We start from the raw sequence: 26,031 nt of genomic DNA on the forward strand, positions 1-26,031 counted from the left end.
ACGGTTTCCCACAGCCCCAAGGGAACCCACGCAGGTTCGTCCCACAGGGCGAACCTGCGTGGTGACCCACGTCACAGCACCCATAAGGTTGAAACATGCGTCGCGCCAAGATCGTCTGCACGATCGGACCCAAAACCTCCTCACCCGCCCAGCTCCGCGCTCTCGTCGACGCGGGCATGGACGTCGCCCGCCTCAACCTCTCCCACGGTGACCACTCCGTGCACGAGCAGGTCTACCGCGACGTCCGTGCAGCGAGCGACGCGTCCGGCCGCGCGGTCGGCATCCTCGTCGACCTCCAGGGCCCCAAGATCCGCACCGGCCGGTTCGCCTCCGGCCCGGTGACGCTGAGCCCCGGCCAGCGCTTCACCATCACGACCCGCGACGTGGAGGGCGACGACACCGTCGTCGGCACCACGTATCCCGGCCTGCCGGGCGACGTGAGCCCCGGCGACCTCCTGCTCATCGACGACGGCAAGGTCATGCTCAAGGCCGTCGAGGTCACCGACACCGACGTGCTGACCGAGACCGTCGTCGGCGGCGAGGTCAGCAACAACAAGGGCATCAACCTGCCCGGCGTCGCGGTCAGCGTGCCGGCCCTGTCCGACAAGGACCGCGAGGACCTCCGATTCGCCATGCGTCTCGGGGTCGACATGATCGCCCTGTCGTTCGTCCGCTCGGCCGAGGACATCGACGACGTCCACGCGATCATGGACGAGTTCGGCGACCGCATCCCCGTCATCGCCAAGATCGAGAAGCCGCAGGCCGTCGAGAACCTCGAGGGCATCGTCGCGGCGTTCGGCGGCATCATGGTGGCCCGCGGCGACCTCGGCGTGGAGATGCCGCTCGAAGAGGTGCCGCTCGTCCAGAAGCGCGCCATCGAGCTCGCCCGTCGCGAGGCCAAGCCGGTCATCGTCGCGACCCAGGTGCTCGAGTCGATGATCGAGAACCCCCGGCCGACGCGCGCCGAGGCCTCCGACGCCGCCAACGCGGTCCTCGACGGCGCCGACGCCCTCATGCTCTCCGGTGAGACGTCCGTCGGCGCATGGCCGATCGACGCGGTGCGCACGATGGCCCGGATCATCGAGTCCACCGAGGAGCATGGCTACGACCAGATCGTCCGGATGAAGACCAACCCGAAGACGGTCGGGGGAGCGGTGACCAAGGCCGCTGCCGAGATCGGTGAGATCGTCGGGGCACGGTTCCTCATCACCTTCACCGAGACCGGCGGCTCGGCCACGCGCATGGCGCGCATCCGGCCACGGCTGCCCATGCTCGCCTTCACGTCCGAGCAGCGGGTCCGGTCCCAGCTCGCCCTCGTGTGGGGCATCGAGACCTACCTCGTGCCGCGCATGCACCACACCGACCAGTTCGCGATGCAGGTCGACCTCAAGCTCATCCCCGAGGGGCGCGTGAAGGAGGGCGAGCGCGTCGTCATCGTCGCCGGCTCGCCTCCCGGCATCCCCGGGTCGACGAACGCCCTGCGCGTGCACCGCGTCGGCGACGCCGTCAACCGCGCCGCCCCGGCCTACCGGCCGGAGGAGGTCACCGGCTGACCCGCCGCGCCCACGGCGGTCGCACGCGTATGCCGTGACCGCACGTTCAGTGGATGCCGCCGGCCGCGCCCGGCGGCATCGGTGCGTCCGCGGGTATGCTGGCGCGGCACCTCGGCCGGGGTGGTGGAATGGCAGACACGGGGCACTCAAAATGCTCTGACCGAGAGGTCGTGCGGGTTCGAGTCCCGCTCCCGGCACGCGTCACAGGGCCGCGTCCGACCGGGCGCGGCGCGGCAGACGGTCACCGCCCCGAAACGCGGCCGAAACGTGCGCCCGGTTAGGCTTTGCCCGTGAGCACAGACGAGAGCACGACGCCGAAGACGACCCCCACCGCAGCCATCGACACCGGCTCCGGCGCGCCCAACCCGGTCACCGGTGCGACCCGCATCCTCGTCGCCGAGGACGAGGCGCTGATCCGTCTCGACCTCGTCGAGATGCTCGGAGAGCAGGGCTACGACGTCGTCGGCCAGGCGAGCAACGGCGAGCAGGCCGTGGCGCTGGCCAAGGAGGTCAAGCCGGACCTCGTCATCATGGACGTCAAGATGCCGGTGCTCGACGGGCTCTCCGCCGCCGAGCAGCTGCACGAGTCGAAGCTCTGCCCCGTCATCATGCTCACCGCCTTCTCGCAGACCGAGCTGGTCGAGCGCGCCCGCGACGCCGGCGTCATGGCTTACATCGTCAAGCCCTTCACGGCCGACGACCTGCGCCCGGCCATCGACATCGCGACCTCCCGCTGGCAGGAACTCAAGGCCCTCGAGGCCGAGATCGCCGACCTCGGCGAGCGGCTCGAGACCCGCAAGCTCGTCGACCGCGCCAAGGGCGTGCTGATGAGCCAGCTGAAGCTGAGCGAGGCGGACGCGTTCCGGTGGATCCAGAAGACGGCGATGGACCGCCGGCTCGGGATGAAAGAGGTCGCGGAGGCCGTCATCAACGGCTTCCCCGCGTCCTGATCGCCGGGTCACCGCAAATCGTCCCGATGTAGGTCACGCGCAGGTCACGACACGGTCACCGATCGCGAGGATGTGGTGACCCGGGCGCGAACTTGGGCCTAGTCTCCTGTCAGCCCTCGACCGAGGGATGTGTGACATCAGGAGGACACCCGTGCGTTCCACCCTCAAGTTCGCTGTGCCGCTCGCGGTCGCAGCTCTCGCCCTCGGTGCCTGTGGCACCAAGGGTGGCGACACCCCGGCGCCCGGCGGCACTGGAGGTGCCGCTCAGGCCGCCTGCGACCTGAAGATCGGCATGTTCGGTGCCCTCACCGGCCCGAACGCCAACCTGGGCATCTACATCCAGAACGGCGTGAACCTCGCGCTCGACGACTACAACAAGAAGCACCCGGACTGCAAGGTCACGCTCGAGAACTACGACTCGCAGGGTCTTCCCGACCAGGCCCCGGCTCTGGCCAAGAAGGCCATCGACGACAAGAAGGTCGTGGGCATCGTCGGCCCCGCCTTCTCCGGTGAGTCCAAGGCCGCCGACCCCGCGTTCAACGAGGCGGGTCTCGTCACCATCACGCCATCCGCCACGGCCACGAAGCTCTCCACGAATGGGTGGAAGACGTTCTTCCGCGCGCTCGGCAACGACGACACGCAGGGCCCCGCTGCCGCGAAGTACATGAAGGAAACGCTCAAGGTGACGAAGCCGTTCGTCATCGACGACGCGTCCGAGTACGGCAAGGGCCTGGCCGACATCGTCCGCAAGGACCTCGGCGCGGCCGTCGTCGGCAACGACACGATCCAGCAGAAGCAGACCGACTTCAGCGCCTCGGTCACCAAGGTGACCTCCTCCGGTGCCGACTCGCTGTTCTTCGGCGGCTACTCGCCGGAGGCCGCCCCGCTCATCAAGCAGCTGCGCGACGCCGGCTGGAAGGGCACGTTCGTCGTGGCCGACGGTGTCAAGGACCAGTCCTACATCGACAACGCCAAGGACGCCGCCGAGGGCACGATCATCACCTGCCCGTGCGTCCCGCCGGACGTGGCCCCCGACTTCCAGGCCGCGTACAAGGCGAAGTACAACGAGGACCCCAACACCTACTCGGGTGAGGGCTACGACTCCGCCACGATCCTGCTCGAGGGCATCGCCGCCGGCAAGGACCGCGAGAGCATGCTCGACTTCGTCAAGTCCTACGACAAGAAGGGCGTCACGAAGCAGCTCAAGTTCGACGACAAGGGCGAGTCGGCCGACATCAAGGTCTTCGCCTACAAGGTCGAGGGCGGCAAGATCGTCGGCATCGGCGAGATCAAGTAAAGACGAACGTCATCGAACGGGGGGCGGTTGGAGCAGTAGGCTCCGACCGCCCTTCCGTTCGGTTGACGCTCGACCTCTGATCTAGCCCACCGCACCCGGCCCAGGAGGTCTTGGATGCAGTACCTGTTGGACAACTTCTTCTCCTTCACGATCACCGGCCTGACCATCGGCGCGGTCTACGCGCTCGTCGCCCTCGGCTACACGCTCGTCTACGGCGTCCTGCGTCTGATCAACTTCGCGCACTCCGAGGTCTTCATGTTCGGCACGTTCGCGGCCCTCTGGGTCGTGATGCTCCTCGGCGGCAAGGGCGGCGGCAGCATCGGCCAGGTCATCTTCTGGGTCGCGATGATGTTCGTCGCGGCCATGGCCATGTCCGGGCTCATCGCGGTCCTGCTCGAGCGCGTGGCCTACCGGCCGCTCCGCAAGCGCAACGCACCCCCGCTCATCGCGCTCATCTCGGCCATCGGCGCGTCGTTCGTGCTCGCAGAGCTCATGGGCCTGCGCAGCCGAGTCGCGTCCTGGGTGGGGCTCGACGACAACCTGCGTGACTACGTCCGCAACTCGCGCAACAACGCGGGTATGCCGGCGATCATCCAGCCGCAGCCGATCTTCACGATCGGTGGCTACCACGTCACGAACGTCGACATCCTCGTCATCGTCGGCGCGATCGCGATCATGGTGGTCCTCGACCAGTTCGTGAAGCGCTCTCGCCTCGGGCGCGGCATCCGGGCCGTTGCGATGGACCCCGAGGCGGCTGCCCTCATGGGCGTCAACCGCGACCGGGTCATCCAGGTGACCTTCCTCGTCGGTGGCGTGATGGCCGGCGCGGCCGCGGTCTTCTACATGCTGAAGATCGGCATCACCCGCTACGACGCCGGCTTCATCCTCGGCGTGAAGGCATTCACGGCTGCGGTTCTCGGCGGCATCGGCAACCTGCGCGGTGCGCTGCTCGGTGGCTTCATCCTCGGGCTTGCCGAGAACTACGGCTCAGCACTCGTCGGCACGCAGTGGAAGGACGTCGTCGCGTTCGTCCTGCTCGTGCTGATCCTGCTCTTCCGACCCACCGGTCTGCTCGGTGAGTCCCTCGGGAAGGCCCGCGCATGAGCACCTCGACACCGGCCACGACCACACCAGCCGGATCTACGACGAACGCCCCGAGAACGGGGTTCAAGGAGCGCGTCAACGGACTGCCGAAGGGCGTGAAGCTGGCGCTCTGGGTCCTCTTCGCCGTCTTCCTCTTCCTGCTGCCCCTGCTCAACATCCCGTTCGTCACGACGGAGGGTTCCGACTTCGGCGGAGTGCTCTTCACCGTGGCGACGTACGTCCTCGTGGCACTGGGCCTCAACATCGTCGTCGGCTACGCCGGACTGCTCGACCTCGGCTACGTCGGCTTCTATGCCGTGGGCGCCTACACCGTGGGAGTCCTGAGTGCCGAGCACGCCTCGTTGCCGTGGCTGCTCAGCGTCCCGATCGCGATCGCCATCGCCATGCTCTCCGGCATCATCCTCGGCGCTCCGACCCTGAGGGTTCGCGGCGACTACCTCGCCATCGTGACGCTCGGCTTCGGTGAGATCGTCCGCCTCACCCTCGTCAACACCCAGTGGCTGGGTGGCGCGCAGGGCATCTCCGACATCCCGAAGCCTCCGGGCATCGAGCTGTTCGAGGTTCCCTCCATCGACTGGAGCACCGGTGCGCCCGTCGTCGACCTCGACACGACGTCGACCTTCCTCAAGTTCGGCATCAACGACTTCGTGCCCTACTACTGGCTCGCGCTCGTCATCATCGGGCTCGTGGTGCTCTTCGACGTTCTCGTGAAGAACAGCCGGGTCGGCCGGGCGTGGGAGGCGACCCGTGAGGACGAGGACGTCGCCGAGCTGATGGGCGTGCCGACCTTCCGGTTCAAGCTGCTCGCCTTCGCCCTCGGCGCGGCGATCGGCGGCCTGTCGGGCGCCCTGTTCGCGACGAAGTCCGGCTTCATCAACCCGCAGAGCTTCGAGCTGATCCTCTCGATCCTCTTCATCGCGGCCGTCGTCGTCGGCGGCGCCGGCAACCGCTGGGGCATCATCGTCGGCGCGATCGTGGTCAGCTACTTCCCGGAGCGCTTCCGCGAGTTCGCCGACTTCCGCGTCCTCGTCTTCGGTCTCGCCCTGATGCTGCTCGCGATCTTCCGCCCGCAGGGCATCCTGCCACCACGACGGACCCTGCGGGCCAAGAAGGCCGACGAACGACAGGCCATCCTCGAGGAAGGAGAAGCCAGTGCCTGACAACACTCAGCCTGACTCGACCCAGCCCGTCCGCGCCACGACAGACCCGACCGTCGACGACACCGTGCACGCCCCGACGGGGCTCATGGACCCGGCCGACGAGGTCACCGAGATCAACCCCGACGTCGACATCACGCCCGAGGACATCGGGGTGCCGGTCGTCGCCGAGGGCGAGCGTCTGCTCGAGGTCGACGACGTGACGCTGCGGTTCGGCGGCGTCGTCGCCCTCAACGAGGTGAGCTTCCACATCAACAAGGGCGAGATCCTCGGTCTCATCGGTCCCAACGGTGCCGGCAAGACGACGTGCTTCAACGTCATGACGGGCGTCTACCAGCCGACATCCGGGGGGATCCGCTACCTCGGCACCCCGCTGGGCAAGCGCAAGAAGTTCGCCATCACCAAGCTCGGCATCGCCCGCACGTTCCAGAACATCCGGCTCTTCGCCAACATGACCGTTCTGGAGAACGTGCTGGTGGGCGTCGACGCGCACCACAGCACCGGCATCGGCTCGGCGATGTTCCGACTGCCGAAGCACCGGCGTGAGGAGACGCAGGGCCACGCGCGGGCGATGGAGCTGCTCGAGTTCATGGGTCTCGAGGGCAAGGCCGACGAGCTCGCTCGCAACCTCCCGTACGGCGACCAGCGCCGTCTGGAGATCGCGCGCGCCCTGGCCACGAGCCCGCAGCTGCTCTGCCTCGACGAGCCGGCTGCCGGCTTCAACCCGGCCGAGAAGCGCAAGCTTATGGAGCTGATCCGGACCATCCGCGACCAGGGCTACACCGTGCTGCTCATCGAGCACGACATGAAGCTGGTCATGGGAGTCACCGACCGGATCGTGGTGCTCGAGTTCGGCCGCAAGATCGCCGAGGGCGCGCCCGCGGAGATCCGCGACAACCCGGCGGTCATCGCCGCCTACCTTGGAGTTGATGAAGAAGATGCTTCTTGAGGTCAACGGCCTGTGCGTGAACTACGGGCGCATCGAGGCCATCCGCGACATCAGCTTCACCGTCGAGGAGGGTGAGATCGTCACCCTCATCGGGGCCAACGGTGCGGGCAAGACGACGACGATGAAGACCGTCTCGGGGCTGCGTCCGGTGCGTGCCGGGACCGTCATGTTCAACGGCAAGGACATCACGCACACGCCGTCGCACGAGCGCCCGGTGCTCGGCATCTCGCAGTCGCCCGAAGGTCGTGGCTGCTTCGTCGGCATGACCGTGATGGAGAACCTCGAGATGGGCACGTACGCCCGTCCCGACCGCAAGACCAAGGCGGTCAAGGACGACCTCGCGCGCGTCTTCGAGCTCTTCCCGCGTCTCAAGGAGCGCAGCAACCAGGCGGCCGGCTCGATGTCCGGAGGCGAGCAGCAGATGCTCGCGATGGGACGGGCCCTCATGGCCAAGCCCAAGCTGCTCCTCCTCGACGAGCCGTCGATGGGTCTCGCGCCCAAGCTGATCCAGCAGATCTTCGACATCGTCACGGAGATCAACAGCCAGGGCACGACGGTCCTGCTCGTCGAGCAGAACGCCGCGCAGGCCCTGAAGCGCTCGCACCGCGCGTACATCCTCGAGACGGGCGAGATCGTCCGCGAGGGCACGGGTGCGGACCTCGCCGCCGACCCTGCCGTCAAGGCGGCCTACCTCGGCGGCGACGTCTAGGAGCCGGTCGACACGGCATTCCGGCGCAGAGCGCCGGCATACGGAATCCGAAGGTGGGGTGCCACGACACGGTCGTGGCACCCCACCTTTGTGTCTGTGGACCTGTGTGTTCCTCTTCCGCGGGAACGCCGTTGGTCGTAGTGTCTGCCGGGTGGCCTCGGGGCAGGAACGGGAGGGATGATGGGTCGAGCGGCGATATCGGTGCACAGGGTCGACGAGTCCCTGCACTCGCAGTTCATCGAGCTGTGGATCACGCACCGGATCGAGGGCGGCACGACGCCGGAGGCGGCGCAGCGCCTCGCGCTCGACGGCACCCTACGGAATGCCTTGCAGCGCAACGACATCTGCGCCTTCGTCGCTTCGATCGACGGTCGGCCCGCGGGCTACGTCGTGCTGGCCGACTCGACCCGTAGCCTGCTCGTCGACTCGCCGTGCGTGTCGATCGACATGCTCTTCGTCCACCCGGACCTGCGTCGGCAGGGCGTCGGCAAGGCGCTTCTCACGGCCGCCAGCAGGTATGCCGACCGTCAGGGGTGCGAGCACCTGGCCAGCACGGTTCCCGCGGGGGACCGGGACGCCAACCGGTTCTTCGCCCGTCTCGGGTTCGCGCCCGAGACCGTGCGTCGCGTGGCGTCGGCGGCCACGCTTCAGCGCAAGCTCGCGGGGGAGCCTCGCACCCAGAAGGTGTCGCTCGACCTGCTCCAGCGGCGGCGTGACCTGCGCGCCCGCGCTCCCCGGCGCGGACCGAAGATCGCCGGCTGACCGCTGCGTCCCGGTGAGCCTTCGGAGCACGCGTGCCGGCGTCAGGCCCCGGGGGCGGCGTCGCGCAGCAGGCAGGTGATCCGCGACGTGCACACGCGTCGCCCGTCCTCGTCCGTGATGACGACGTCGTAGCTGACGAGGGTGCGGCCGGCGCTGAGCAGTGTGGCCGTGCCCGTCACGACGCCTGACCGCGCCGCCCGGTGGTGCGTCGCGTTGATGTCGAGGCCGACCGCGACGCGGCCCGGGCCTGCGTGCATCTGCGCGCCGATGGAGCCGAGCGACTCGGCGAGCACCACGCTGGCGCCACCGTGGAGCAGACCGTAGGGCTGGGTGTTGCCGGCGACCGGCATCGTCGCGACGAGCCGTTCGGGCGAAGCCTGCGTGATCTCGATGCCCATTCGCTCGAGAAGCGTGCCCGCTGCCATGCCGCGCATCGACTCGAGCGCGGTGTCCGTGGAGTCCGTCATGCCCGTGATCGTATGCCGCTCTGGGCGCCTTCCCGTGGGCACCGTGCCCCCCGTCGCGGCGTCGGTGGGCGCCACTAGGGTTGCCGGTGTGAGCCGACTTCTCCTCCTCGACGGACACTCGCTGGCCTACCGCGCATTCTTCGCGCTCCCGGCCGAGAACTTCTCGACCGTGACCGGGCAGCACACCAACGCGGTGTACGGCTTCACGTCGATGCTCATCAACATGCTCCGCGACGAGCAGCCGACGCACGTCGTCGTCGCGTTCGACAAGTCGCGCCAGACCTTCCGCACCGAGCAGTACGCCGAGTACAAGGCCGGGCGGGCCCGCACGCCTGACGAGTTCCAGGGGCAGCTGCCCCTCGTCAAGGAGGTCCTCGACGCCCTGCGCATCCGTTTCGTCGAGCTCGACGGCTACGAGGCCGACGACATCATCGCGACCATCGCGACCGAGGCCGACGGGCAGGGGGTGGAGGTGCTCATCTGCTCAGGCGACCGCGACACCTTCCAGCTCGTGTCCGACAACGTGACGATCCTCTACCCCGTCCGAGGTGTCTCCGAGGTGTGGCGGATGGGTCCGGCCCAGGTCGAGGAGAAGTACGGCGTGCCGCCGACGCGCTACAGCGACCTCGCCGCCATGGTCGGCGAGTCCTCCGACAACCTGCCCGGCGTGCCCGGGGTCGGGCCCAAGACGGCCGCGAAGTGGATCCTGCAGTTCGGCGACCTCGAGGGCATCGTCGCCGCGGTCGACCAGATCAAGGGCAAGGCGGGTGAGGCCCTGCGCGAGCACCTCGACCAGGTGCTGCGCAACCGCCGGCTCAACCAGCTCGTCAAGGACGCCCCGGTGGGGCTCGGCGTCGCCGACCTCGAGCGGGCGCAGTGGGCCCGCGAGGAGGTCCACGAGGTCTTCGACCGGCTCGAGTTCCGCGTCCTGCGCGACCGGCTCTTCGCCGAGGTCGAGGCGAGCGAGCCCGAGGCCGAGTCCGGCTTCGACGTCGACGGCACGGTGCTCGAGCCCGAGGCCGTGCCCGAGTGGGTCGCCGAGCACCTGCCCGCGGGGGAGCGGGCGGCGCTCTCGGTCTCCGGCACCTGGGCACGGGGCGCGGGCGACGCCACCGGCCTCGCGATCGCCTCGCCGGACGGATCGGCCGCCTGGGTGGACCTCACCACTCTGACACCTGAGGGCGAGACGTCCATCGCGTCCTGGCTCGAGGACGAGGCCCGTCCCAAGGCCATGCACGACGCCAAGGGCCCGATCGAGGCGCTGACCGCGCGCGGCTTCACGATCTCCGGGCTGACGAGCGACACCCAGCTCGCCGCCTACCTCGTCAAGCCCGACCAGCGCACGTACCATCTCGACGACCTCGTCCTGCGTCACCTCAAGCGGGAGCTGAGCGGCGCGGCGCCCGCCGACGGGCAGGGGATGCTCGACTTCGACGGCGATGCGGACGAGGTGGCAGCACAGAAGGAGATGGTGCGTGCCACGGCCGTGCGCGATCTCGCCGTCGTCCTCGACGAGCAGGTCGCCGCGACAGGCGGTTCCGACCTGCTGGCCGACATGGAGCTCCCGCTCGTCGACGTGCTGGCGCGGATGGAGCGCACCGGGATCGCCGTCGACGTCGAGGGCCTCGACGGCCTCGAGCAGGACTTCGCCGCCAAGGTGGCGCAGGCACAGGAGGACGCCTGGGACGCCATCGGTGGCGAGCGGATCAACCTCGGCTCGCCCAAGCAGCTGCAGGAGGTCCTCTTCGGCCAGCTCGGCATGCCGAAGACCAAGAAGACCAAGACGGGATGGACCACCGACGCCGACGCGCTGACCGATCTCTTCACCAAGACCGGCCACCCGTTCCTCGAGGCGCTGCTGCGCCACCGCGACTCGGCGAGGCTGCGCAGCACCGTCGAGGGGCTGCAGAAGTCGGTGGCCGACGACGGTCGGATCCACACGACCTACCTCCAGACGATCGCGGCCACCGGCCGCCTCAGCTCGACCGACCCCAACCTGCAGAACGTCCCGATCCGCACGGAGGAAGGACGTCGCATCCGTGAGCTGTTCGTCGTCGGCGAGGGCTACGAGTCGCTCATGTCGGCCGACTACTCGCAGATCGAGATGCGCGTGATGGCCCACCTCTCCGGCGACGAGGGGCTCATCGAGGCCTTCCGCACCGGTGAGGACCTGCACCGCTACGTGGGCTCGAAGGTCTTCGGCGTCGCCCCGGAGGACGTGACCGCCGCGATGCGGTCCAAGGTCAAGGCGATGTCCTACGGCCTGGCGTACGGCCTGTCGGCGTTCGGCCTGTCGAAGCAGCTGACGATCAGCACCGAGGAGGCCCGCGGCCTCATGGAGGGCTACTTCGAGCGTTTCGGAGGCGTCAGCGAGTACCTCCGTGAGGTCGTCGCCGAGGCACGCGGGACGGGCTGGACGGCGACCATGTTCGGTCGGCGTCGCTACCTGCCCGACCTCACGTCCGACAACCGTCAACGCCGCGAGACGGCCGAGCGGATGGCGCTCAACGCGCCGATCCAGGGGTCGGCGGCCGACATCATGAAGGTCGCGATGATCGGTGTCGACCGCGCGCTCAGCTCGTCCGGCGCGAGCTCGCGCATCCTGCTCCAGGTGCATGACGAGCTCGTCCTCGAGATCGCGGCGGGGGAGCGCGACGACGTCGAGAAGCTGGTGCGCGAGCAGATGGGCAACGCCGCGGAGATGGACGTGCCCCTCGACGTCAACGTCGGCGTCGGGCGCTCCTGGCACGACGCCGCGCACTGACGCCCGTCGGGTCACGATCGCGCAACGGCGATGTCGGTTGCGTCACTTCACCGCGCGCACATGGTCGGCCGTCAGCATACTGACCGGTAACTTGCACCCGTCACCGGAGACGGGTGCTTTTACTGTGAGGTGGACATGGTCAGAAACCTGGTCACAGGTCTGTGTCTCGCCGTCTTCGCGGCGGTCATCATCGGGATGAGCAACCTGCTCGGTCTCGACCTCGAGCACGTCGCCCTCCTCGGGGCTGCTCTCGGCGGTGTTCTCGGGCTCGTCCCGCACCGCCACGCGTGGGGCAAGGTGGCCGGCTTCGTCGCCGGGTTCCTCCTCGCCTGGCTCGGCTTCGCCCTTCGGGCCGCCGTCCTGCCCGACTCCTCGGCCGGTCGCGCCGTGGCCGCCTTCGTCGTCGTCATCCTCATCACCGCTGTCGCGGCCGTGAGTGGGGACCGCCTTCCGCTGTGGAGCGGCCTCGTCGGCGCCGCGTCGATCGTGGGCGCCTACGAGTCGGTCTACAGCAACGCACCCTCGCAGTTCCTCACCGAGTCCCCGGCTGCCGCCACCACTGTCCTGCTCGCGGTCGGACTCGGCTATCTGGCAACGAATCTTCTTGCCCCACAGCCCAGCCCGTCACACCAGACAGTGCGGTCGGCAGTACACCGACGGGACGCGGCAGACACCGAGCCCACTGCCGAGCCCAACGCCACTCTCGACGACCTCGTGGCGGGAGCAGCCCAGTGAACAGACGGAACCTCGCCGCGGTCGTCGCCGGTCTGGCGACGACGCCCACCCTTCTTCTCCTCGCTGCCTCGCCCGCCGCCGCGGCGGGCAACGGATCGGCGAACGGCTCGGACAAGGGATCGGTCAGGGTCTCGAACACCGAGACCGTGCAGGCCTACCTCGACCCGACCGGCAAGGTCGACGTCGCCCGGGTCTACGAGCAGGTGGCCATGCAGGGCCGGGGCACGGTGGAGCTCGAGAACCCCGTCGAGGCGCGGGGCCTGCGCAACCTCGACGGCTTCAGCGGCTTCGAGGTCAAGGATGGCATCATGGTCGGCCGCTTCGACGTCGACGGCGAGCAGCGCCTGCGCACCGTGAGCGAATACACGAAGAAGCTGCCGCTCGAGGTGGCGGCGACGTACGCCCTCGACGGCAAGACTGTGGCTCCGGGTGACCTCCTCGGTCGGAGCGGCCGGCTCGAGGTGCGTTACACCGTCAAGAACATGACCGGCACACCGCAGGTCGTCAGCTTCGACGACGGCACCGGCGCGACCACCACGGCCACCGAGGACGTCGTCATCCCCATGGTCGGCTCGCTCTCGACGACGCTGCCCTCGACGTTCACGAATGTCTCCTCGCAGGAGGCCAACCTGGCCGGAGACGGCCGCGGCGGCACGAAGCTGACCTTCACGATGACGCTCTTCGGTCCGATCGGTACGCCGACCGCGACCTTCGGCTACGCAGCCGACATCGTCGACGGCACCCTGCCCAAGGCAGCCGTGTCGGCCCTGCCGGTGAGCCCGCTCGACAGCCCGTCCTTCAAGGGCGGCGCCGCGAGCTACAAGGGCGGCGCCACGACCGGTGCCACGCTGACGGCCGGCGCGACCGAGATCGACGCCAACCTGCTCAAGCTTCGCGACGGAGCGAGCACCCTGCTCGCCGGGCTCATCCAGCTTCGAGACGGTGCCAGGAAGCTCGACGCGGGTCTCGGCTCGCAGGCGCTGCCGGGCTCGCGCGACCTCGCGACGGGGGCGGGCCAGCTCAAGGACGGCACGTCCAGGCTGCGCACCGGCGCGGGTTCGGCGAAGGACGGCTCGTCCAAGGTCGCCGACGGTGCAACCCAGGTTGCCGACGGCGCAGGCCGGCTCGACGCCGGAGCCACGAAGCTGAGTGGCGGCGCCGCGCAGGTCGACGACGGAGCCGGCCAGGTGGCCGGCGGACTACACCTGTTGGGCGAAGGAGCTCCGGCGCTCGTCGACCACCTCGCTCAGGTCGCAGACGGACTCGACCAGGTCGATGCCGGCCTGACGCAGCTCTACGACGGCGTCGGTGGTCTGCCGGACCAGGCGAAGCCGCTCTCTGCCGGCATCGCGAAGCTCCGTGCAGGTCTCGGCGACAAGGGCGAGTCCGGCACTCTCATCGACGGCGTCGACCAGATCCGGGCCGGCCTGGCCGCAGCCACGAAGGACGGCGGGAGCCTCGACCAGCTCAAGGGCGGTGTCGACCAGTCGAAGGGTGGCGTCGACCAGTCCAAGGGCGGTGTCGACCAGTCGAAGACTGGTGTCGACCAGTCCAGGGGTGGTGTCGACCAGGTCCGTTCCGGTCTACAGGACGCGCTCGCCGCCGGTGGCGGGATCGACCAGCTGGACGGTGGCGTGGCCCTGGCCAAGTCCTCCGACTGCGGCGTCGTGTGCAAGGGGATCCTGACGCAGGTGCAGGCAGGGCTGACCGAGCTCAGGGCGAAGACGGGGGCGGCCTCCGACGGGCTGGGTCAGGTGTCCACGGGTCTCGGTCAGGTGTCTGGCGGCCTCGGTCAGGTGTCCACGGGTCTCGGCCAGGTGTCGGGCGGTCTCGGCCAGGTGTCCGGCGGCCTCGCACAGCTCAAGGGCAAGCTCGGGGACGCGGCATTCGGCCTCGCGAAGGTCGAGTGCGGACTCAGCAACACGACGCTGTCGGTCTGCGACCCCAAGGTGCCTGGCCTCCTCGAGGGCATCGGCCTCCTCGACGCAGGCGTCACGGCACTGGTCGACGGCGTCGTCACCAAGGTCCAGGGCGGTATCGGGGGCCCGACCGACACGGCGAAGGACAAGACTCTCCGGGGTGGCCTCAACGACCTGCAGTACGGCGTCGACCTGCTCGGTCTCGGTGGGCTCGACCTGCTCGACGCGATCGACCAGCTCACGGCTGGTGCGGACCGGGTCCATGGAGGTACGTCGCAGATCGCCGAAGGTGCCCAGGAGCTCTCCGGTGGGGCCGCCCGGCTGGCTGACGGGTCCGAGCGTCTGGCCGGCGGTGCGGGTGAGCTCGACGACGGTCTCGGGCAGCTCGCCGACGGCGCGGGCAAGCTCGACGACGGCGCGGGCGAGCTCGCGGACGGCGCGGGCCGGCTCTCCGACGGTCTCGCCGACGCAGCGGCCGGGACGAGCCGCATCGCGGCCGGTCTGACCGACGCGGCAGCCGGTGCTCCGCAGCTCCGTGACGGTGCGCAGCGCCTCTCCGACGAGGGCACGAAGAAGCTCGTCGATGCGGGCAAGGCCACGGCTGCCGACTACGGCCGGAAGTACGCGCTCATCGAGGTCGGCGCCAACCGGGCCAAGTCCGAAGGCATGGCCTACGGCGCACCCGAGGACGCCGTGGGCGCCACCGCCTACTCGTTCGAGCTCGCGGGCGTCGACGGCGCCGGCTCGGCGAACCTCGGCCGTGCCGCAGGCGCGGCGGCGGTGTTCGGCCTCGCTGGTGGGGGCGTCCTGCTGCGGCGACGCTTCCTCTAGGCCCGACGCGACCTGCGAGGGGCCACGAACCGCCCATCGGTTCGTGGCCCCTCGCCATGCGTGGCACCGGGCCTTGCGTCAGCCGGGCTTTCGGCAGACGAACACCGCCGTGCCCGGGATGATGCGCCCGCGCAGGGGAGACCAGCCGCCCCACGGGGCGTCGTGACCCTCGGGCCACTCGGGCTCCACGACGTCGACGAGGACGAGCCCCGCCGCCGCGATCTCGCGCACCCGGTCGCCCAGGGTGCGGTGGTGCTCCACGTAGACCGCCTGACCCCGCTCGTCCTGCTCGACGTAGGGCGTGCGGTCGAAGTAGGAGTGCCGAGCCGTCAGGCCGCCCGGCCCCGGGTCGTCGGCGAAGGCCCAGCGCACCGGGTGCGTGGTGGAGAAGACGAACCGGCCGCCCGGTCGCAGCACCCGCGCCGCCTCCGCCATGACGACGTCGGAGTCGGCGACGAAGGGCACGACACCGTATGCCGTGAAGACCGAGTCGAAGACGCCCTCGGCGAAGGGCAGGGCGCGTCCGTCACACTGGGCGAACGGCACGCGCGCCGGGGCCTCGACGGCGGCGTTGACGGCGACACCCGTTGCCACCATCCCGGCGGACAGGTCGGTCGCGACGACGGTGGCGCCGTGCGCGGCTAGCCAGCGCGAGCACTGGCCCGAGCCGGCACCGATCTCGAGGACGACCTGCCCCCGCGGGTCGCCGAGCAGGCCGGCGTCCTCCTCGCGGAGGCGCTCGGGTCCCCAGACGAAGTCCGTGTCGCCGAGGAACGTGCCGTGCTCGAGGTAGTAGTCGGTGGCCTCGGCATCCCACCAGGTCCGGTTCGCCGTGGCCGTCTCGGCCGGGGGAGCGGGGCGGCGCGTGGCCTCGGACGGCGTGCTCACGGCATACTCCAGCTCTTTTGACCCGGTACTGGCGGCGCGGATAGGATTGCCGGGCACATCCGTGTGCGCAGTGTCACTGCTGCACCTGTCCACGAGGACACCGGGGCTCCGGGCCGTCAGGCGCGTCGCCGCGAGGTCCCCAATCTAATTGTCCACAATCGGAGTTCCTACTACATGACTGCCAACACGGTCGAGAAGACCGCGCCTGAGATTGCCATCAACGACATCGGCTCTCAGGAAGACATCCTTGCGGCGATCGACGCCACCATCAAGGACTTCAACGACGGCGACATCGTCGAGGGTCGCATCGTCAAGGTCGACCGGGACGAGGTCCTGCTCGACATCGGCTACAAGACCGAGGGCGTCATCCCCTCGCGCGAGCTGTCCATCAAGCACGACGTCGACCCGGGCGAGATCGTCAAGGTCGGTGACGAGGTCGAGGCCCTCGTCCTCCAGAAGGAGGACAAGGAAGGCCGTCTGATCCTGTCCAAGAAGCGTGCGCAGTACGAGCGCGCCTGGGGCACGATCGAGAAGGTCAAGGAGGAGGACGGCGTCGTCACCGGCACCGTCATCGAGGTCGTCAAGGGTGGTCTCATCCTCGACATCGGCCTGCGTGGCTTCCTTCCCGCCTCGCTCGTCGAGATGCGTCGCGTCCGCGACCTGCAGCCGTACGTCGGCAAGGAGATCGAGGCCAAGATCATCGAGCTCGACAAGAACCGCAACAACGTGGTCCTGTCGCGCCGTGCCTGGCTCGAGCAGACTCAGTCCGAGGTGCGCACGACGTTCCTCAAGGAGCTCCAGAAGGGCCAGGTCCGTTCGGGCGTCGTGTCCTCCATCGTCAACTTCGGTGCGTTCGTGGACCTCGGCGGCGTCGACGGTCTCGTGCACGTCTCCGAGCTGTCGTGGAAGCACATCGACCACCCGTCCGAGGTCGTCGAGGTCGGCACCGAGGTCACGGTCGAGGTGCTCGACGTCGACATGGACCGCGAGCGTGTCTCCCTGTCGCTGAAGGCGACGCAGGAGGACCCGTGGCAGCACTTCGCCCGCACGCACGCCATCGGCCAGGTCGTCCCGGGCAAGGTCACCAAGCTCGTCCCCTTCGGTGCGTTCGTGCGCGTCGAGGACGGCATCGAGGGCCTCGTCCACATCTCCGAGCTGGCCGAGCGCCACGTGGAGCTGCCGGAGCAGGTCGTCAACGTCGGCGACGAGATCTTCGTCAAGGTCATCGACATCGACCTCGAGCGTCGTCGCATCTCGCTGTCGCTCAAGCAGGCCAACGACCAGACCGTCCCGGTGTCGGAGTTCGACCCGACCCTCTACGGCATGGCCGCCGAGTACGACGAGCAGGGCAACTACAAGTACCCCGAGGGCTTCGACCCGGAGACGAACGAGTGGCTCGAGGGCTTCGAGTCCCAGCGCGAGAAGTGGGAGCGGCAGTACGCCGAGGCCCACGCCCGCTGGGAAGCCCACAAGGCCCAGGTCGACGCCGCGACGAAGGCCGACGCCGAGGCTGCGGCCAACGCCGGTTCCGCGACGTCGTACTCGTCCGCGACGGGTGACGTCGCCGACGCGGGCGAGGCCGACCGTAGCCAGCGCAGCGCGCCGGCTCCGGCCGAGGGCACGCTCGCTTCGGACGAGGCGCTCGCCGCGCTTCGCGAGAAGCTGACCGGCAACTGAACCCCGCCGCTCAGGGCTGACCGCTCTGAAGGAGCCCCGGACCCCTTGGGTCCGGGGCTCCTTCGCGTTCCCCGCGAGTTCAGACACGCGTCGTGAGTCCGACGCACGAAAGCCGCAAACCGGGCATCTGCGCGGCTAGGTTGGCCGGGTGCAGTCATCGGTGACCCATTCCCGCAGTACCGCGCCCGGATCCGGCGGACCCCCACCGCAGGTCGGTCCCCCACCGAGACGGTCGAGCGGACGCGCGTGGGAGTGGACTCTCGCGGCCCTGCTGCTCCTGCCGAACCTCATCCTGCTCATCGTCTTCACGTACCGGCCGCTGCTCGACAACATCAGACTGTCGTTCACCGACTGGAACATCAGCTCGCCCATCGCCAACCCGGTCGGGCTCGCCAACTACGTCGAGTGGTTCGGCCGCGACGACACACGGGTCGTCGTGCGCAACACGGTGGTCTTCACCGTGGCCACCGTCGGCATCTCGATGGCGCTCGGTCTCGGTCTCGCGTTGCTGCTCGACCAGAGGCTCAAGGGCCGCAACCTCGTGCGCTCGGTCGTCTTCGCGCCGTTCGTCATCTCCGGCGCCGCGATCGGCATCGCCTTCCAGTTCGTCTTCGACCCGCAGTTCGGCCTCGTCCGTGACCTGCTCACCCGCATCGGCGTGACGTCGCCGGACTTCTACCAGCAGTCCGGGTGGGCGCTGTTCATGGTGACGGTCACCTACATCTGGAAGAACCTCGGCTACACGTTCGTCATCTACCTCGCGGCCCTGCAGGGCCGCCGGGCCGACCTCGACGAGGCGGCCGAGATAGACGGCGCGTCCGCCTGGGCCCGGTTCCGGCGGGTGCTCATGCCGCAGCTGCGACCGACGACGTTCTTCCTGTCGATCACGGTGCTGCTCAGCTCGGTGCAGGTCTTCGACATCATCAACGTCATGACCCGCGGCGGTCCGGCCGGCAACGGCACGGCCACCCTCGTCTACCAGGTGTACCAGGAGACCTTCGTCAACCAGCGCGCCGGCTACGGCGCGACGGTCGCGACCATCATGTTCGTCATCCTCCTGGCGGTCACGGTGGTCCAGGTGCGGTTCATGGACCGGGGGCAGAAGTCATGAGCACACCCACGATCGTCGGCACGCTCGACGACGAGACGACCGCCACGCCGCGGACGCGCCGCCGGAGCCGCGACGCGCACGGGGCGGAGGCCGGGGCCCACCACCGCGGCCCCGTCTGGACCCTCCTCGGCTACGCCGGCATGGTCGTCGTCGTCCTGCTCGTCGCCGTCCCCCTGTTCTGGATCCTCATCACCTCGTTCAAGGAGCGCGGTGACATCTACGTGCGCCCTGCGCAGTGGTGGCCCGAGCCGGCGACCGGCGAGAACTACCGTGAGCTGACGACCCGGATCCCGTTCTTCGACTACGTGCGCAACTCGGTCATCATCACCTCGGCGACGTCGGTCGCGAAGATCGTCCTCGGCGTGCTCAGTGCGTACGCCCTGTCGCTGCTGCGCTTCCCCGGGCGCGGCGTCCTCTTCCTCGTCGTCATCGCAGCACTCATGGTGCCCAACCAGATCACCGTGATCAGCAACTACGCTCTCGTCGCGCAGCTCGGCTGGCGCAACACGTTCCAAGGCATCATCATCCCGCTGGCCGGCGTCGCGTTCGGCACGTTCCTGATGCGCAACCAGTTCCTGGGCCTGCCCGGCGAGATCATCGAGGCCGCCCGGCTCGACGGCGCGGGCCCGATGAAGCTGCTGTGGCGCGTGGTCCTGCCGATGTCGTGGCCGACGCTCGTGGCGTTCTCGCTCATCACCGTCGTCAACGAGTGGAACGAGTACCTCTGGCCGTTCCTCATGTCCGACGACGAGACGACCGCCCCGCTTCCGGTCGGCCTGACCTTCCTGCAGAACAACGACGGCGTCACGAACTGGGGGCCGGTCATGGCCGGCACGGTCCTCGCCATGCTTCCGATCCTCGTGCTCTTCCTCTTCCTCCAGCGCCAGATGATCAAGGGCCTGACGGCCGGCGCCGTGAAGAGCTGACGCACGCTCAGCACCCACCGACTCACCGCAACCACCACCACAGGGAAAGGCACCATCCATGAACGAGTTCTCACGTCGAGGCTTCCTCGGTCTCGCCGGTGCGGCCGGCATCGCTGGTCTCTCCGCCTGCGCCGGCACCGGTACCGCCCCGTCGTCGGGCGGCGGGGGCGGCGCCAGCAACACCATCGAGTTCTGGAGCAACCACCCCGGCAACAGCAAGCCCGTCGAGCAGCAGATCATCAAGGCGTTCGAGGCGGCCAACTCCGGGCTCAAGGTCAAGCTCGTCGACGCCGGGAAGAACTACGAGGAGGTCGCACAGAAGTTCAACGCCTCCCTCGCCGGCGGGCAGCTGCCCGACGTCGTCGTGGTCTCCGACGTGACGTGGTTCAACTTCGCCCTCAACAAGCAGCTGACGGCGCTCGACGAGCTGCTCTCGGCCGCGAAGATCGACACGAGCGACTACGTCGACGCGCTCTACAACGACTACAACCTCGACGAGAAGCACTACGCGCTGCCGTTCTCGCGCTCGACTCCGCTCTTCTACTACAACAAGGACCTGTGGAAGGCGGCCGGGCTCGAGGACCGCGGCCCGAAGGACTGGGACGAGTTCCTCACATGGGCGCCGAAGATCAAGGCGGCCGCGGGCTCGGACTCGATCGTCATGGAGCTGCCCGACGGCTCCAACTACCTCGACTGGGTCTTCCAGAACATCGTCTGGGGCTACGGCGGTGCGTACTCCAAGGAGTGGACGCCGACGTTCTCCGACCCCAGCACCGTCAAGGCCGGGACCTACCTGCAGGACCTCGCGAAGAAGGGTTTCCTCAAGCTCTCCAAGGACCCCGCTCCCGACTTCACCGCCGGGATCGTCGGTTGCAGCATGATGTCGACGGGCTCGCTCGGTGGCGTGACGAAGGACGCGAAGTTCGACGTGGGCACGGCGTTCCTCCCGGGCGATGGCAACTGCCCGACGGGCGGCGCAGGCGTCGGCATCCCGGCGAGCATCTCCGAGGACCGCAAGAAGAACGCGCTGAAGTTCATCGAGTTCCTGACGAACGCGCAGAACACCGTGACCTTCACGCAGGCCACCGGCTACATGCCCGTGCGCAAGTCGGCCGTCGAGCTGCCGGAGGAGAAGGCGTTCCTGGAGAAGAACCCCAACGCCAAGACCGCTATCGACCAGCTTCCGAAGACCCGCTCGCAGGACAACGTCCGCGTGCTGCTCCCCGGGGGCGGCGCCCGCATCGGCAAGGCCCTCGACCAGATCGTCCAGGGCCAGGACGTGGCGACGGTCTTCAAGGCACTCGACGCCGAGAGCCAGCAGGTGTTCGACTCGCAGATCAAGAGCAAGCTCGGCGCCTGAGGCGCCGTTCGACCAGCACCACCCTGCCGTATGCCGTCCGGCGGGCGCCCGCTCGCCTCCGCCGGACGGCATTCGGCCCCTGACCAGAACGACCGGAGAGGCCATCGATGGCAACCGTGTACTTCGACGAGGCGACTCGTCGGTTCTCCAAGGACGATGCCCCGGCGGTCGACGGCATCACCCTCGACATCGCCGACGGCGAGTTCCTCGTCCTCGTCGGCCCCTCGGGCTGCGGCAAGTCGACGACGCTGCGGATGCTCGCGGGCCTCGAGCCCGTCGACGGCGGCCGGATCCTCGTCGACGGACACGACCAGAAGGGCGTGCGCCCCCGCGACCGCGACATCGCCATGGTCTTCCAGAGCTACGCGCTCTACCCCAACATGACCGCGGCCCAGAACATGGCCTTCGCGCTCGACAATGCGAAGGTGAGCAGGGTGGAGACGAGACAGCGCGTCGCCGAGGCCGCCAAGATCCTGGAGCTCGAGCCGCTGCTCGACCGCAAGCCCGGCCAGATGTCGGGTGGCCAGCGCCAGCGCGTGGCGATGGGACGCGCGATCGTGCGCAACCCCAAGGTCTTCTGCATGGACGAGCCGCTCAGCAACCTCGACGCCAAGCTCCGTGTCTCGACGCGCTCACAGATCGCGGGCCTGCAGCGTCGCCTCGGCATCACGACGGTCTACGTGACGCACGACCAGGTCGAGGCCATGACGATGGGCCACCGGGTCGCCGTGCTCCGCGATGGCAGGCTGCAGCAGGTCGACACCCCGGAGCGCCTCTACGACAGCCCGGTCAACACCTTCGTCGCGTCCTTCATCGGCTCGCCGGCGATCACTCTCGTCGAGTCCGACGTGCGCGAGGGGGTGGCGCACGTGCTCGGCGTTCCCTTGCCCCTCGACCGGGCCGTCGCCGGCAAGGCGGGGGCCAAGGCCGTCATCGGCCTGCGACCGGAGTCGTGGCACGTGGTGGCGTCGCCCACGAGCGAGGCGAACGGGTCCGCGGTCGCGCTCAACGTCGAGCTCGTCGAGTCGCTCGGGTCCGAGTCGTTCGTCTACGGCCGGCCGGCGGGGGCGGGCGAGGAAGCGGGACGGGTCACGGTCCGGCTCGACAAGCGCACCCACCTTACCGTCGGCGACGTCGTGCATGTCGAGCCGAACCGGGGCGAGGTGCACGTCTTCGACGCCTCGACCGGCGATCGGATCGAGGCCTGACATGAGCTCCCGCCCCGGCCCGTGGGCAGCGGGCCGCTTCGACGTCGAGGGCCACCGCGGGGCGAAGGGGCTCGTCGTCGAGAACACCCTCGCGAGCTTCGCGGCGGCCTACAGCGCGGGGGTGACGGGGGTTGAGCTCGACGTGCGGATGACGGCCGACGGCCACCGCGTCGTGTGGCACGATCCTGTGCTGCTGCCGCTCAAGTGCCTTCCCACGGGCCCCGACCTCGTCGGCGCGCGCGTCGCGGACCTGACGCTGGCGCAGCTGCGCACCGTCGACATCGGCAGCCGGGCACTTCCGGGGTTTCCCGGCCAGCGCACGTCGCCGGGGGCCCGGATCTCGACCCTCTCGGAGGTGCTGCGGCACGGGTTGGCACGCGCGCCGGACGTGTGGTGGACCATCGAGGTCAAGGTCGACCCCCGGGACCGGCGCGACGCCGACCGGCGCCTGGAGCTCGTCGAGGGCGTCCTGTCCGACGTCCACGAGTTCGGCGTGGAGATGCAGTGCTTCGTGCACTCGTTCGACTGGTCGGTGCTCGAACTGTCCGCGCAGCTCGCCCCCGACGTGCTGCGCTCGGCCCTCGTCGAGGCGTCGGTGACCTGGGTGCCGGGCAGCTCGTGGACGGGCAGCGTCACGGTGGGGGAGTCTCACGACGACGTGTGCGACGGGGCCGCCGCCGTCGGGGCACACGTCATCTCGCCCGAGCACGTGCTCGTCGACGCGGCGTTCGTCGACCGGGCGCACGCGCTGGGGCTGGGCGTGCTCCCGTGGACCGTGAACGACCCGACGCGGATCGTCCAGCTCGCCGCGGTGGGGGTCGACGGCATCGTGTCGGACTACCCCGACCGCGCCCTGACGGTGCTGGCGCCCGCCCAGGCATGAGCGGTCGCCGGGGTCCGGACAGCGAGGGACCGGATCCCCGTGGTCCGGCCCCTCGCTCCCCCTCAGGTGCCCCTGGGGGCGGGAGCCGGGGCGCTCGTGGCACACTCGTGCGGTCGACAGTCGCCGGTGTCGGCGCTGCAGACGCCCAAGGGCAGCAGCAGGGTGGGGACCCCTGGACCCCACCCATTCGCTAGAACGCCGTTCCAGCGAACTCATGATGCTTTTCGAAGGGCACGGATGTCAACAGACCGGGCGTACGACAACAGCTCGCGGGCAGAGGCAGCCCTGGCGACACGACGCCGGATCATCGACGCGGCACGCGAGATGCTGCTCCGCGACGGGTACCACGCGATGTCGGTGAGCCAGCTCGCCACGTCGGCCGGCGTCAGTGCGCAGACCGTCTACAACGCGATCGGCGGCAAGGCTGCCGTCGTCAAGGCCGTGTACGACGTTCTGCTCGTCGGCGACGACGAGCCGGTGGCGATGCAGGACCGCCCGGAGTTCCGCGCCATGTCCCAGGCACCCGACCGCGAGGGCTTCGTCCGTGCGTACTCGGCGCTGTGCGCGACGATCTACGAGCGGGTCGGTCCGCTGCTCGGGGTGCTCCTCGCGCAGGGTGCGGGTGGGGACGCGGGGCTCCAGGAGTTCGTCGCGACGATCGACCGCGAGCGCCGCGTCGGCAACACCAACGCACTCAACGCGCTCGGGCGAGCGCACGGCCTGCCCGCGCAGCTCGACCGGGAGCGCTTCATCGACATCGTCTGGACCGTGACCGCGCCCGAGATCTACGACCGCTTCGTGCGCCGCAGCGGGTGGACCCACACGATGTATGCCGCCTGGCTCGCGGAGGCGCTCGTCGCCGTCTTCGACCGAGCCAGCGCCGGACGGCCCGAGGGCGTGGAGCTCGCCGGTCCGGCCGGACGCGCCGCGGCCGCCGCAGCCCAGGAGGACTGATCATGCACCGTCAGATCGCGACCAACACCGCCGTCGACCGCGAGGCGCTCCTCGACTTCGTGCGACCGCGGCACTCCATGGTCCTCGTCACCCAGCGGTCGGACGGCCGACCGCAGACCTCGCCCGTGACCGGCGGCGTCGACGAGCAGGGCCGCATCGTCATCTCGACGTACCCCGAGCGTGCCAAGACGGCCAACGCCCGCCGGCGCCCGCAGGTCAGCGTGCTCGTCCTGTCGGACGACTTCGGCGGCGACTGGGTGCAGCTCGACGGCGACTGCGAGGTCATCGACCTGCCCGACTCGGTCGAGGCGCTCGTCGACTACTACCGCTCCATCTCGGGGGAGCACCCGGACTGGGACGAGTACCGCCAGGCGATGCACGACCAGGGCAAGTCGCTGCTGCGCATCGCGCCGACCCGGTGGGGTCCGGTCGCGCGAGGCGGCTTCCCGGCCCGCCTCGCCTGAGCGCGCACCACGACCCGCCCCTAGGCTGACCACGTGCTGCGCGTCGGAGTCACCGGAGGCATCGGGTCGGGCAAGTCGACGGTCTCGCGCCGCCTGGCCGAGCTGGGCGCGCACGTCATCGATGCCGACGCGGTCGCCCGAGAGGTCGTCGAGCCGGGGGAGCCCACGCTCGACCGCATCCGCGAGCACTTCGGGCACGACGTCGTGGGCGCCGACGGGGCGCTCGACCGGGGGGCCCTGGCAGCGCTCGTCTTCCCCGACCCGGAGGCTCTCGCGGCGCTCGACTCCATCACCGGCCCCGCCATCGGCGAGCGGGTGGCGGCCCGGCGCGCGCAGGTGCCGGATGGCGTGGTCTCCGTCTTCGACATGCCCCTTCTCGTCGAGCGCGGGCTGTGGGTCCACGAGCACCTCGTCGTCGTGGTGGAGGCCGACATCGAGACCCGGGTGCTGCGGCTCGTCGAGCAACGTGGTCTGGACGAGCAGGACGCGCGGCACCGCATCGCCGCGCAGGCGACCGACGACCAGCGACGAGCAGTCGCCGACGTCGTCCTCGGCAACACCGGCCTCCCGGAGGCGCTCGTCGCGGCCGTCGACGAGCTGTGGACGTCGCGGCTCGCACCCTGGGAGGACAACCTCGTGGCCGGTCGACGCAGCCGCCGGCCGGACCGCGCTGCCGTCGTCGCCCCTCGTGCCGACTGGGACGCCCGCGGCGCTCGTGTCGTGGCGCGCATCGGCGCCGCGCTCGCCCGCTCGGGGGTCGCGACCGAGGTGTCGCACGTGGGCTCGACCGCCGTGCCCGGGCTGTCGGCCAAGGACGTCATCGACGTCCAGGTCGGGGTCCGTCACCAGGCCGACGCCGACCGCGACGACGTGCGTGCAGCGCTGCGCGACGCCGGCTACGTCCTCGTCGAGCGCTACACCACCGACACGCCTCATCCCGACGGCGCCGACCAAGGGGACTGGTGCAAGCGCTTCTGGGGCGGCTGCGACCCCGGCGAGATCGTGCACGTCCACCTCCGTGAGCACGGCTCCGCCGGGTGGCGGTTCGCTCTGCTGTTCCGCGACTGGCTCAGCCACGAGCCGTCCGAGCGAGACGCGTACGCCGCCGAGAAGGCACGCCTGCTCGCGATCGACGACCGCACCGCCGCCTACGTCGAGGCCAAGGAGCCGTGGTTCGAGGGCGCCTGGCAGCGGGCGACGGACTGGGCGCAGCGGACCGGGTGGCGGCCGCTCTAGGTGTACCCGGCCATCAGGTTGGTTGCAGTCGGCTGATGGGCGGGTGACCTCGCAGGGCGCTGTGGCGGCGTTCAGTGTTGTAGTGCTCGAGCCATGGTGCAAGGGCGGTGACGCGTTCGGTATTGCT

General features: G+C 69.5%; 23 protein-coding genes and 1 tRNA gene. 21 read left to right on the forward strand and 3 right to left on the reverse strand.

Going from position 1 to position 26,031, the window contains the following annotated elements; all coding sequences use genetic code 11:
• Nucleotides 1-95: 95 nt before the first annotated feature.
• From pyk to ACFQU3_RS15375, 9 genes are all read left to right on the forward strand, one after another.
• The gene (gene pyk, locus ACFQU3_RS15335; RefSeq protein WP_385911257.1) at nt 96-1,553 is read left to right on the forward strand and encodes a pyruvate kinase; all 1,458 of its coding nucleotides are present in this window, start codon (nt 96-98) and stop codon (nt 1,551-1,553) included.
• 114 nt (nt 1,554-1,667) lie between these two features.
• Nucleotides 1,668-1,750: transfer RNA gene (locus tag ACFQU3_RS15340), tRNA-Leu, on the forward strand.
• Between the two features lie 141 nt (nt 1,751-1,891).
• The gene (locus ACFQU3_RS15345) at nt 1,892-2,503 is read left to right on the forward strand and encodes an ANTAR domain-containing response regulator (protein WP_385911299.1); all 612 of its coding nucleotides are present in this window, start codon (nt 1,892-1,894) and stop codon (nt 2,501-2,503) included.
• A gap of 151 nt (nt 2,504-2,654) precedes the next feature.
• Nucleotides 2,655-3,800: a branched-chain amino acid ABC transporter substrate-binding protein gene (locus ACFQU3_RS15350; protein ID WP_385911259.1), complete on the forward strand. Its 1,146-nt coding sequence runs from the start codon at nt 2,655-2,657 to the stop codon at nt 3,798-3,800.
• Between the two features lie 114 nt (nt 3,801-3,914).
• Entirely contained in the window at nt 3,915-4,904 is a 990-nt protein-coding gene (locus ACFQU3_RS15355; protein WP_385911261.1) for a branched-chain amino acid ABC transporter permease, read from the forward strand.
• Nucleotides 4,901-6,064 (forward strand): branched-chain amino acid ABC transporter permease, encoded by a 1,164-nt coding sequence (locus tag ACFQU3_RS15360; RefSeq protein WP_385911263.1) that lies wholly within the window; start codon nt 4,901-4,903, stop codon nt 6,062-6,064. The genes ACFQU3_RS15355 and ACFQU3_RS15360 overlap by 4 nt, the downstream gene beginning before the upstream one ends.
• Nucleotides 6,057-7,010 carry an ABC transporter ATP-binding protein gene (locus tag ACFQU3_RS15365; RefSeq protein ID WP_385911265.1) on the forward strand — a complete coding sequence of 318 codons (954 nt, stop codon included), beginning with the start codon at nt 6,057-6,059 and terminating at the stop codon, nt 7,008-7,010. Before ACFQU3_RS15360 ends, ACFQU3_RS15365 begins: the two co-directional genes overlap by 8 nt.
• Nucleotides 7,000-7,719, forward strand: coding sequence for an ABC transporter ATP-binding protein (locus tag ACFQU3_RS15370; RefSeq protein WP_385911301.1), 720 nt, complete (start codon nt 7,000-7,002; stop codon nt 7,717-7,719). The genes ACFQU3_RS15365 and ACFQU3_RS15370 overlap by 11 nt, the downstream gene beginning before the upstream one ends.
• 201 nt (nt 7,720-7,920) lie before the next feature.
• Nucleotides 7,921-8,481, forward strand: a complete 561-nt coding sequence (locus ACFQU3_RS15375; RefSeq protein ID WP_385911266.1) for a GNAT family N-acetyltransferase — start codon at nt 7,921-7,923, stop codon at nt 8,479-8,481.
• Nucleotides 8,482-8,522: 41 nt separating this feature from the next.
• On the opposite strand, the gene ACFQU3_RS15380 is transcribed toward ACFQU3_RS15375, so the two are convergent.
• A complete protein-coding gene (locus ACFQU3_RS15380; RefSeq protein WP_385911268.1) occupies nt 8,523-8,948 on the reverse strand; it encodes a PaaI family thioesterase in 426 nt (141 codons plus the stop codon).
• A gap of 88 nt (nt 8,949-9,036) precedes the next feature.
• On the opposite strand from ACFQU3_RS15380, the gene polA reads away from it, so the two are divergent.
• From polA to ACFQU3_RS15395, 3 genes are all read left to right on the forward strand, one after another.
• On the forward strand, nt 9,037-11,712 hold the full coding sequence (gene polA, locus ACFQU3_RS15385; protein ID WP_385911270.1) for a DNA polymerase I: 2,676 nt from the start codon (nt 9,037-9,039) through the stop codon (nt 11,710-11,712).
• Between the two features lie 135 nt (nt 11,713-11,847).
• Nucleotides 11,848-12,447 (forward strand): hypothetical protein, encoded by a 600-nt coding sequence (locus tag ACFQU3_RS15390; protein WP_385911272.1) that lies wholly within the window; start codon nt 11,848-11,850, stop codon nt 12,445-12,447.
• On the forward strand, nt 12,444-15,197 hold the full coding sequence (locus ACFQU3_RS15395) for a hypothetical protein (RefSeq protein WP_385911274.1): 2,754 nt from the start codon (nt 12,444-12,446) through the stop codon (nt 15,195-15,197). Before ACFQU3_RS15390 ends, ACFQU3_RS15395 begins: the two co-directional genes overlap by 4 nt.
• Before the next feature lie 78 nt (nt 15,198-15,275).
• On the opposite strand, the gene ACFQU3_RS15400 is transcribed toward ACFQU3_RS15395, so the two are convergent.
• On the reverse strand, nt 15,276-16,085 hold the full coding sequence (locus ACFQU3_RS15400) for a class I SAM-dependent methyltransferase (protein ID WP_385911276.1): 810 nt from the start codon (nt 16,083-16,085) through the stop codon (nt 15,276-15,278).
• A gap of 174 nt (nt 16,086-16,259) precedes the next feature.
• Here ACFQU3_RS15400 and rpsA point away from each other — a divergent pair, with 174 nt between their 5' ends.
• The 9 genes from rpsA to coaE all read left to right on the forward strand — a co-directional run bounded on the left by rpsA (nt 16,260) and on the right by coaE (nt 25,904).
• Nucleotides 16,260-17,762, forward strand: a complete 1,503-nt coding sequence (gene rpsA / locus ACFQU3_RS15405) for a 30S ribosomal protein S1 (RefSeq protein WP_385911278.1) — start codon at nt 16,260-16,262, stop codon at nt 17,760-17,762.
• 160 nt (nt 17,763-17,922) lie between these two features.
• Nucleotides 17,923-18,873, forward strand: a complete 951-nt coding sequence (locus ACFQU3_RS15410) for a carbohydrate ABC transporter permease (RefSeq protein ID WP_385911303.1) — start codon at nt 17,923-17,925, stop codon at nt 18,871-18,873.
• A complete protein-coding gene (locus tag ACFQU3_RS15415) occupies nt 18,870-19,799 on the forward strand; it encodes a carbohydrate ABC transporter permease (protein ID WP_385911280.1) in 930 nt (309 codons plus the stop codon). Before ACFQU3_RS15410 ends, ACFQU3_RS15415 begins: the two co-directional genes overlap by 4 nt.
• Before the next feature lie 58 nt (nt 19,800-19,857).
• Nucleotides 19,858-21,159, forward strand: coding sequence for an ABC transporter substrate-binding protein (locus ACFQU3_RS15420; RefSeq protein WP_385911282.1), 1,302 nt, complete (start codon nt 19,858-19,860; stop codon nt 21,157-21,159).
• A gap of 107 nt (nt 21,160-21,266) precedes the next feature.
• A complete protein-coding gene (locus ACFQU3_RS15425) occupies nt 21,267-22,367 on the forward strand; it encodes an ABC transporter ATP-binding protein (RefSeq protein WP_385911284.1) in 1,101 nt (366 codons plus the stop codon).
• Between the two features lies 1 nt (nt 22,368).
• Nucleotides 22,369-23,250 carry a glycerophosphodiester phosphodiesterase family protein gene (locus ACFQU3_RS15430; protein ID WP_385911286.1) on the forward strand — a complete coding sequence of 294 codons (882 nt, stop codon included), beginning with the start codon at nt 22,369-22,371 and terminating at the stop codon, nt 23,248-23,250.
• 237 nt (nt 23,251-23,487) lie between these two features.
• Nucleotides 23,488-24,204, forward strand: coding sequence for a TetR/AcrR family transcriptional regulator (locus ACFQU3_RS15435; protein ID WP_385911287.1), 717 nt, complete (start codon nt 23,488-23,490; stop codon nt 24,202-24,204).
• Nucleotides 24,205-24,206: 2 nt separating this feature from the next.
• Nucleotides 24,207-24,668: a PPOX class F420-dependent oxidoreductase gene (locus ACFQU3_RS15440; RefSeq protein ID WP_385911289.1), complete on the forward strand. Its 462-nt coding sequence runs from the start codon at nt 24,207-24,209 to the stop codon at nt 24,666-24,668.
• Nucleotides 24,669-24,701: 33 nt separating this feature from the next.
• On the forward strand, nt 24,702-25,904 hold the full coding sequence (gene coaE, locus ACFQU3_RS15445) for a dephospho-CoA kinase (protein ID WP_385911291.1): 1,203 nt from the start codon (nt 24,702-24,704) through the stop codon (nt 25,902-25,904).
• A gap of 13 nt (nt 25,905-25,917) precedes the next feature.
• On the opposite strand, the gene ACFQU3_RS15450 is transcribed toward coaE, so the two are convergent.
• A partial coding sequence (locus ACFQU3_RS15450; RefSeq protein WP_385908620.1) for an integrase core domain-containing protein occupies nt 25,918-26,031 on the reverse strand: 114 nt, incomplete at its 5' end.

This window comes from Terrabacter sp. GCM10028922, from assembly GCF_042666095.1.
Lineage (GTDB): Bacteria > Actinomycetota > Actinomycetes > Actinomycetales > Dermatophilaceae > Terrabacter.

Excerpts from the sequence above, each read along its gene's own strand:
- ACFQU3_RS15430 (WP_385911286.1), top strand. The coding sequence starts at position 22,369 with ATGAGCTCCCGCCCCGGCCCGTGGGCAGCGGGCCGCTTCGACGTCGAG.
- ACFQU3_RS15380 (WP_385911268.1), bottom strand. The coding sequence starts at position 8,948 with ATGACGGACTCCACGGACACCGCGCTCGAGTCGATGCGCGGCATGGCA.
- ACFQU3_RS15390 (WP_385911272.1), top strand. The coding sequence starts at position 11,848 with ATGGTCAGAAACCTGGTCACAGGTCTGTGTCTCGCCGTCTTCGCGGCG.
- ACFQU3_RS15435 (WP_385911287.1), top strand. The coding sequence starts at position 23,488 with ATGTCAACAGACCGGGCGTACGACAACAGCTCGCGGGCAGAGGCAGCC.
- ACFQU3_RS15440 (WP_385911289.1), top strand. The coding sequence starts at position 24,207 with ATGCACCGTCAGATCGCGACCAACACCGCCGTCGACCGCGAGGCGCTC.
- pyk (WP_385911257.1), top strand. The coding sequence starts at position 96 with ATGCGTCGCGCCAAGATCGTCTGCACGATCGGACCCAAAACCTCCTCA.
- ACFQU3_RS15415 (WP_385911280.1), top strand. The coding sequence starts at position 18,870 with ATGAGCACACCCACGATCGTCGGCACGCTCGACGACGAGACGACCGCC.
- ACFQU3_RS15355 (WP_385911261.1), top strand. The coding sequence starts at position 3,915 with ATGCAGTACCTGTTGGACAACTTCTTCTCCTTCACGATCACCGGCCTG.
- ACFQU3_RS15425 (WP_385911284.1), top strand. The coding sequence starts at position 21,267 with ATGGCAACCGTGTACTTCGACGAGGCGACTCGTCGGTTCTCCAAGGAC.
- rpsA (WP_385911278.1), top strand. The coding sequence starts at position 16,260 with ATGACTGCCAACACGGTCGAGAAGACCGCGCCTGAGATTGCCATCAAC.
- ACFQU3_RS15420 (WP_385911282.1), top strand. The coding sequence starts at position 19,858 with ATGAACGAGTTCTCACGTCGAGGCTTCCTCGGTCTCGCCGGTGCGGCC.
- ACFQU3_RS15360 (WP_385911263.1), top strand. The coding sequence starts at position 4,901 with ATGAGCACCTCGACACCGGCCACGACCACACCAGCCGGATCTACGACG.
- ACFQU3_RS15370 (WP_385911301.1), top strand. The coding sequence starts at position 7,000 with ATGCTTCTTGAGGTCAACGGCCTGTGCGTGAACTACGGGCGCATCGAG.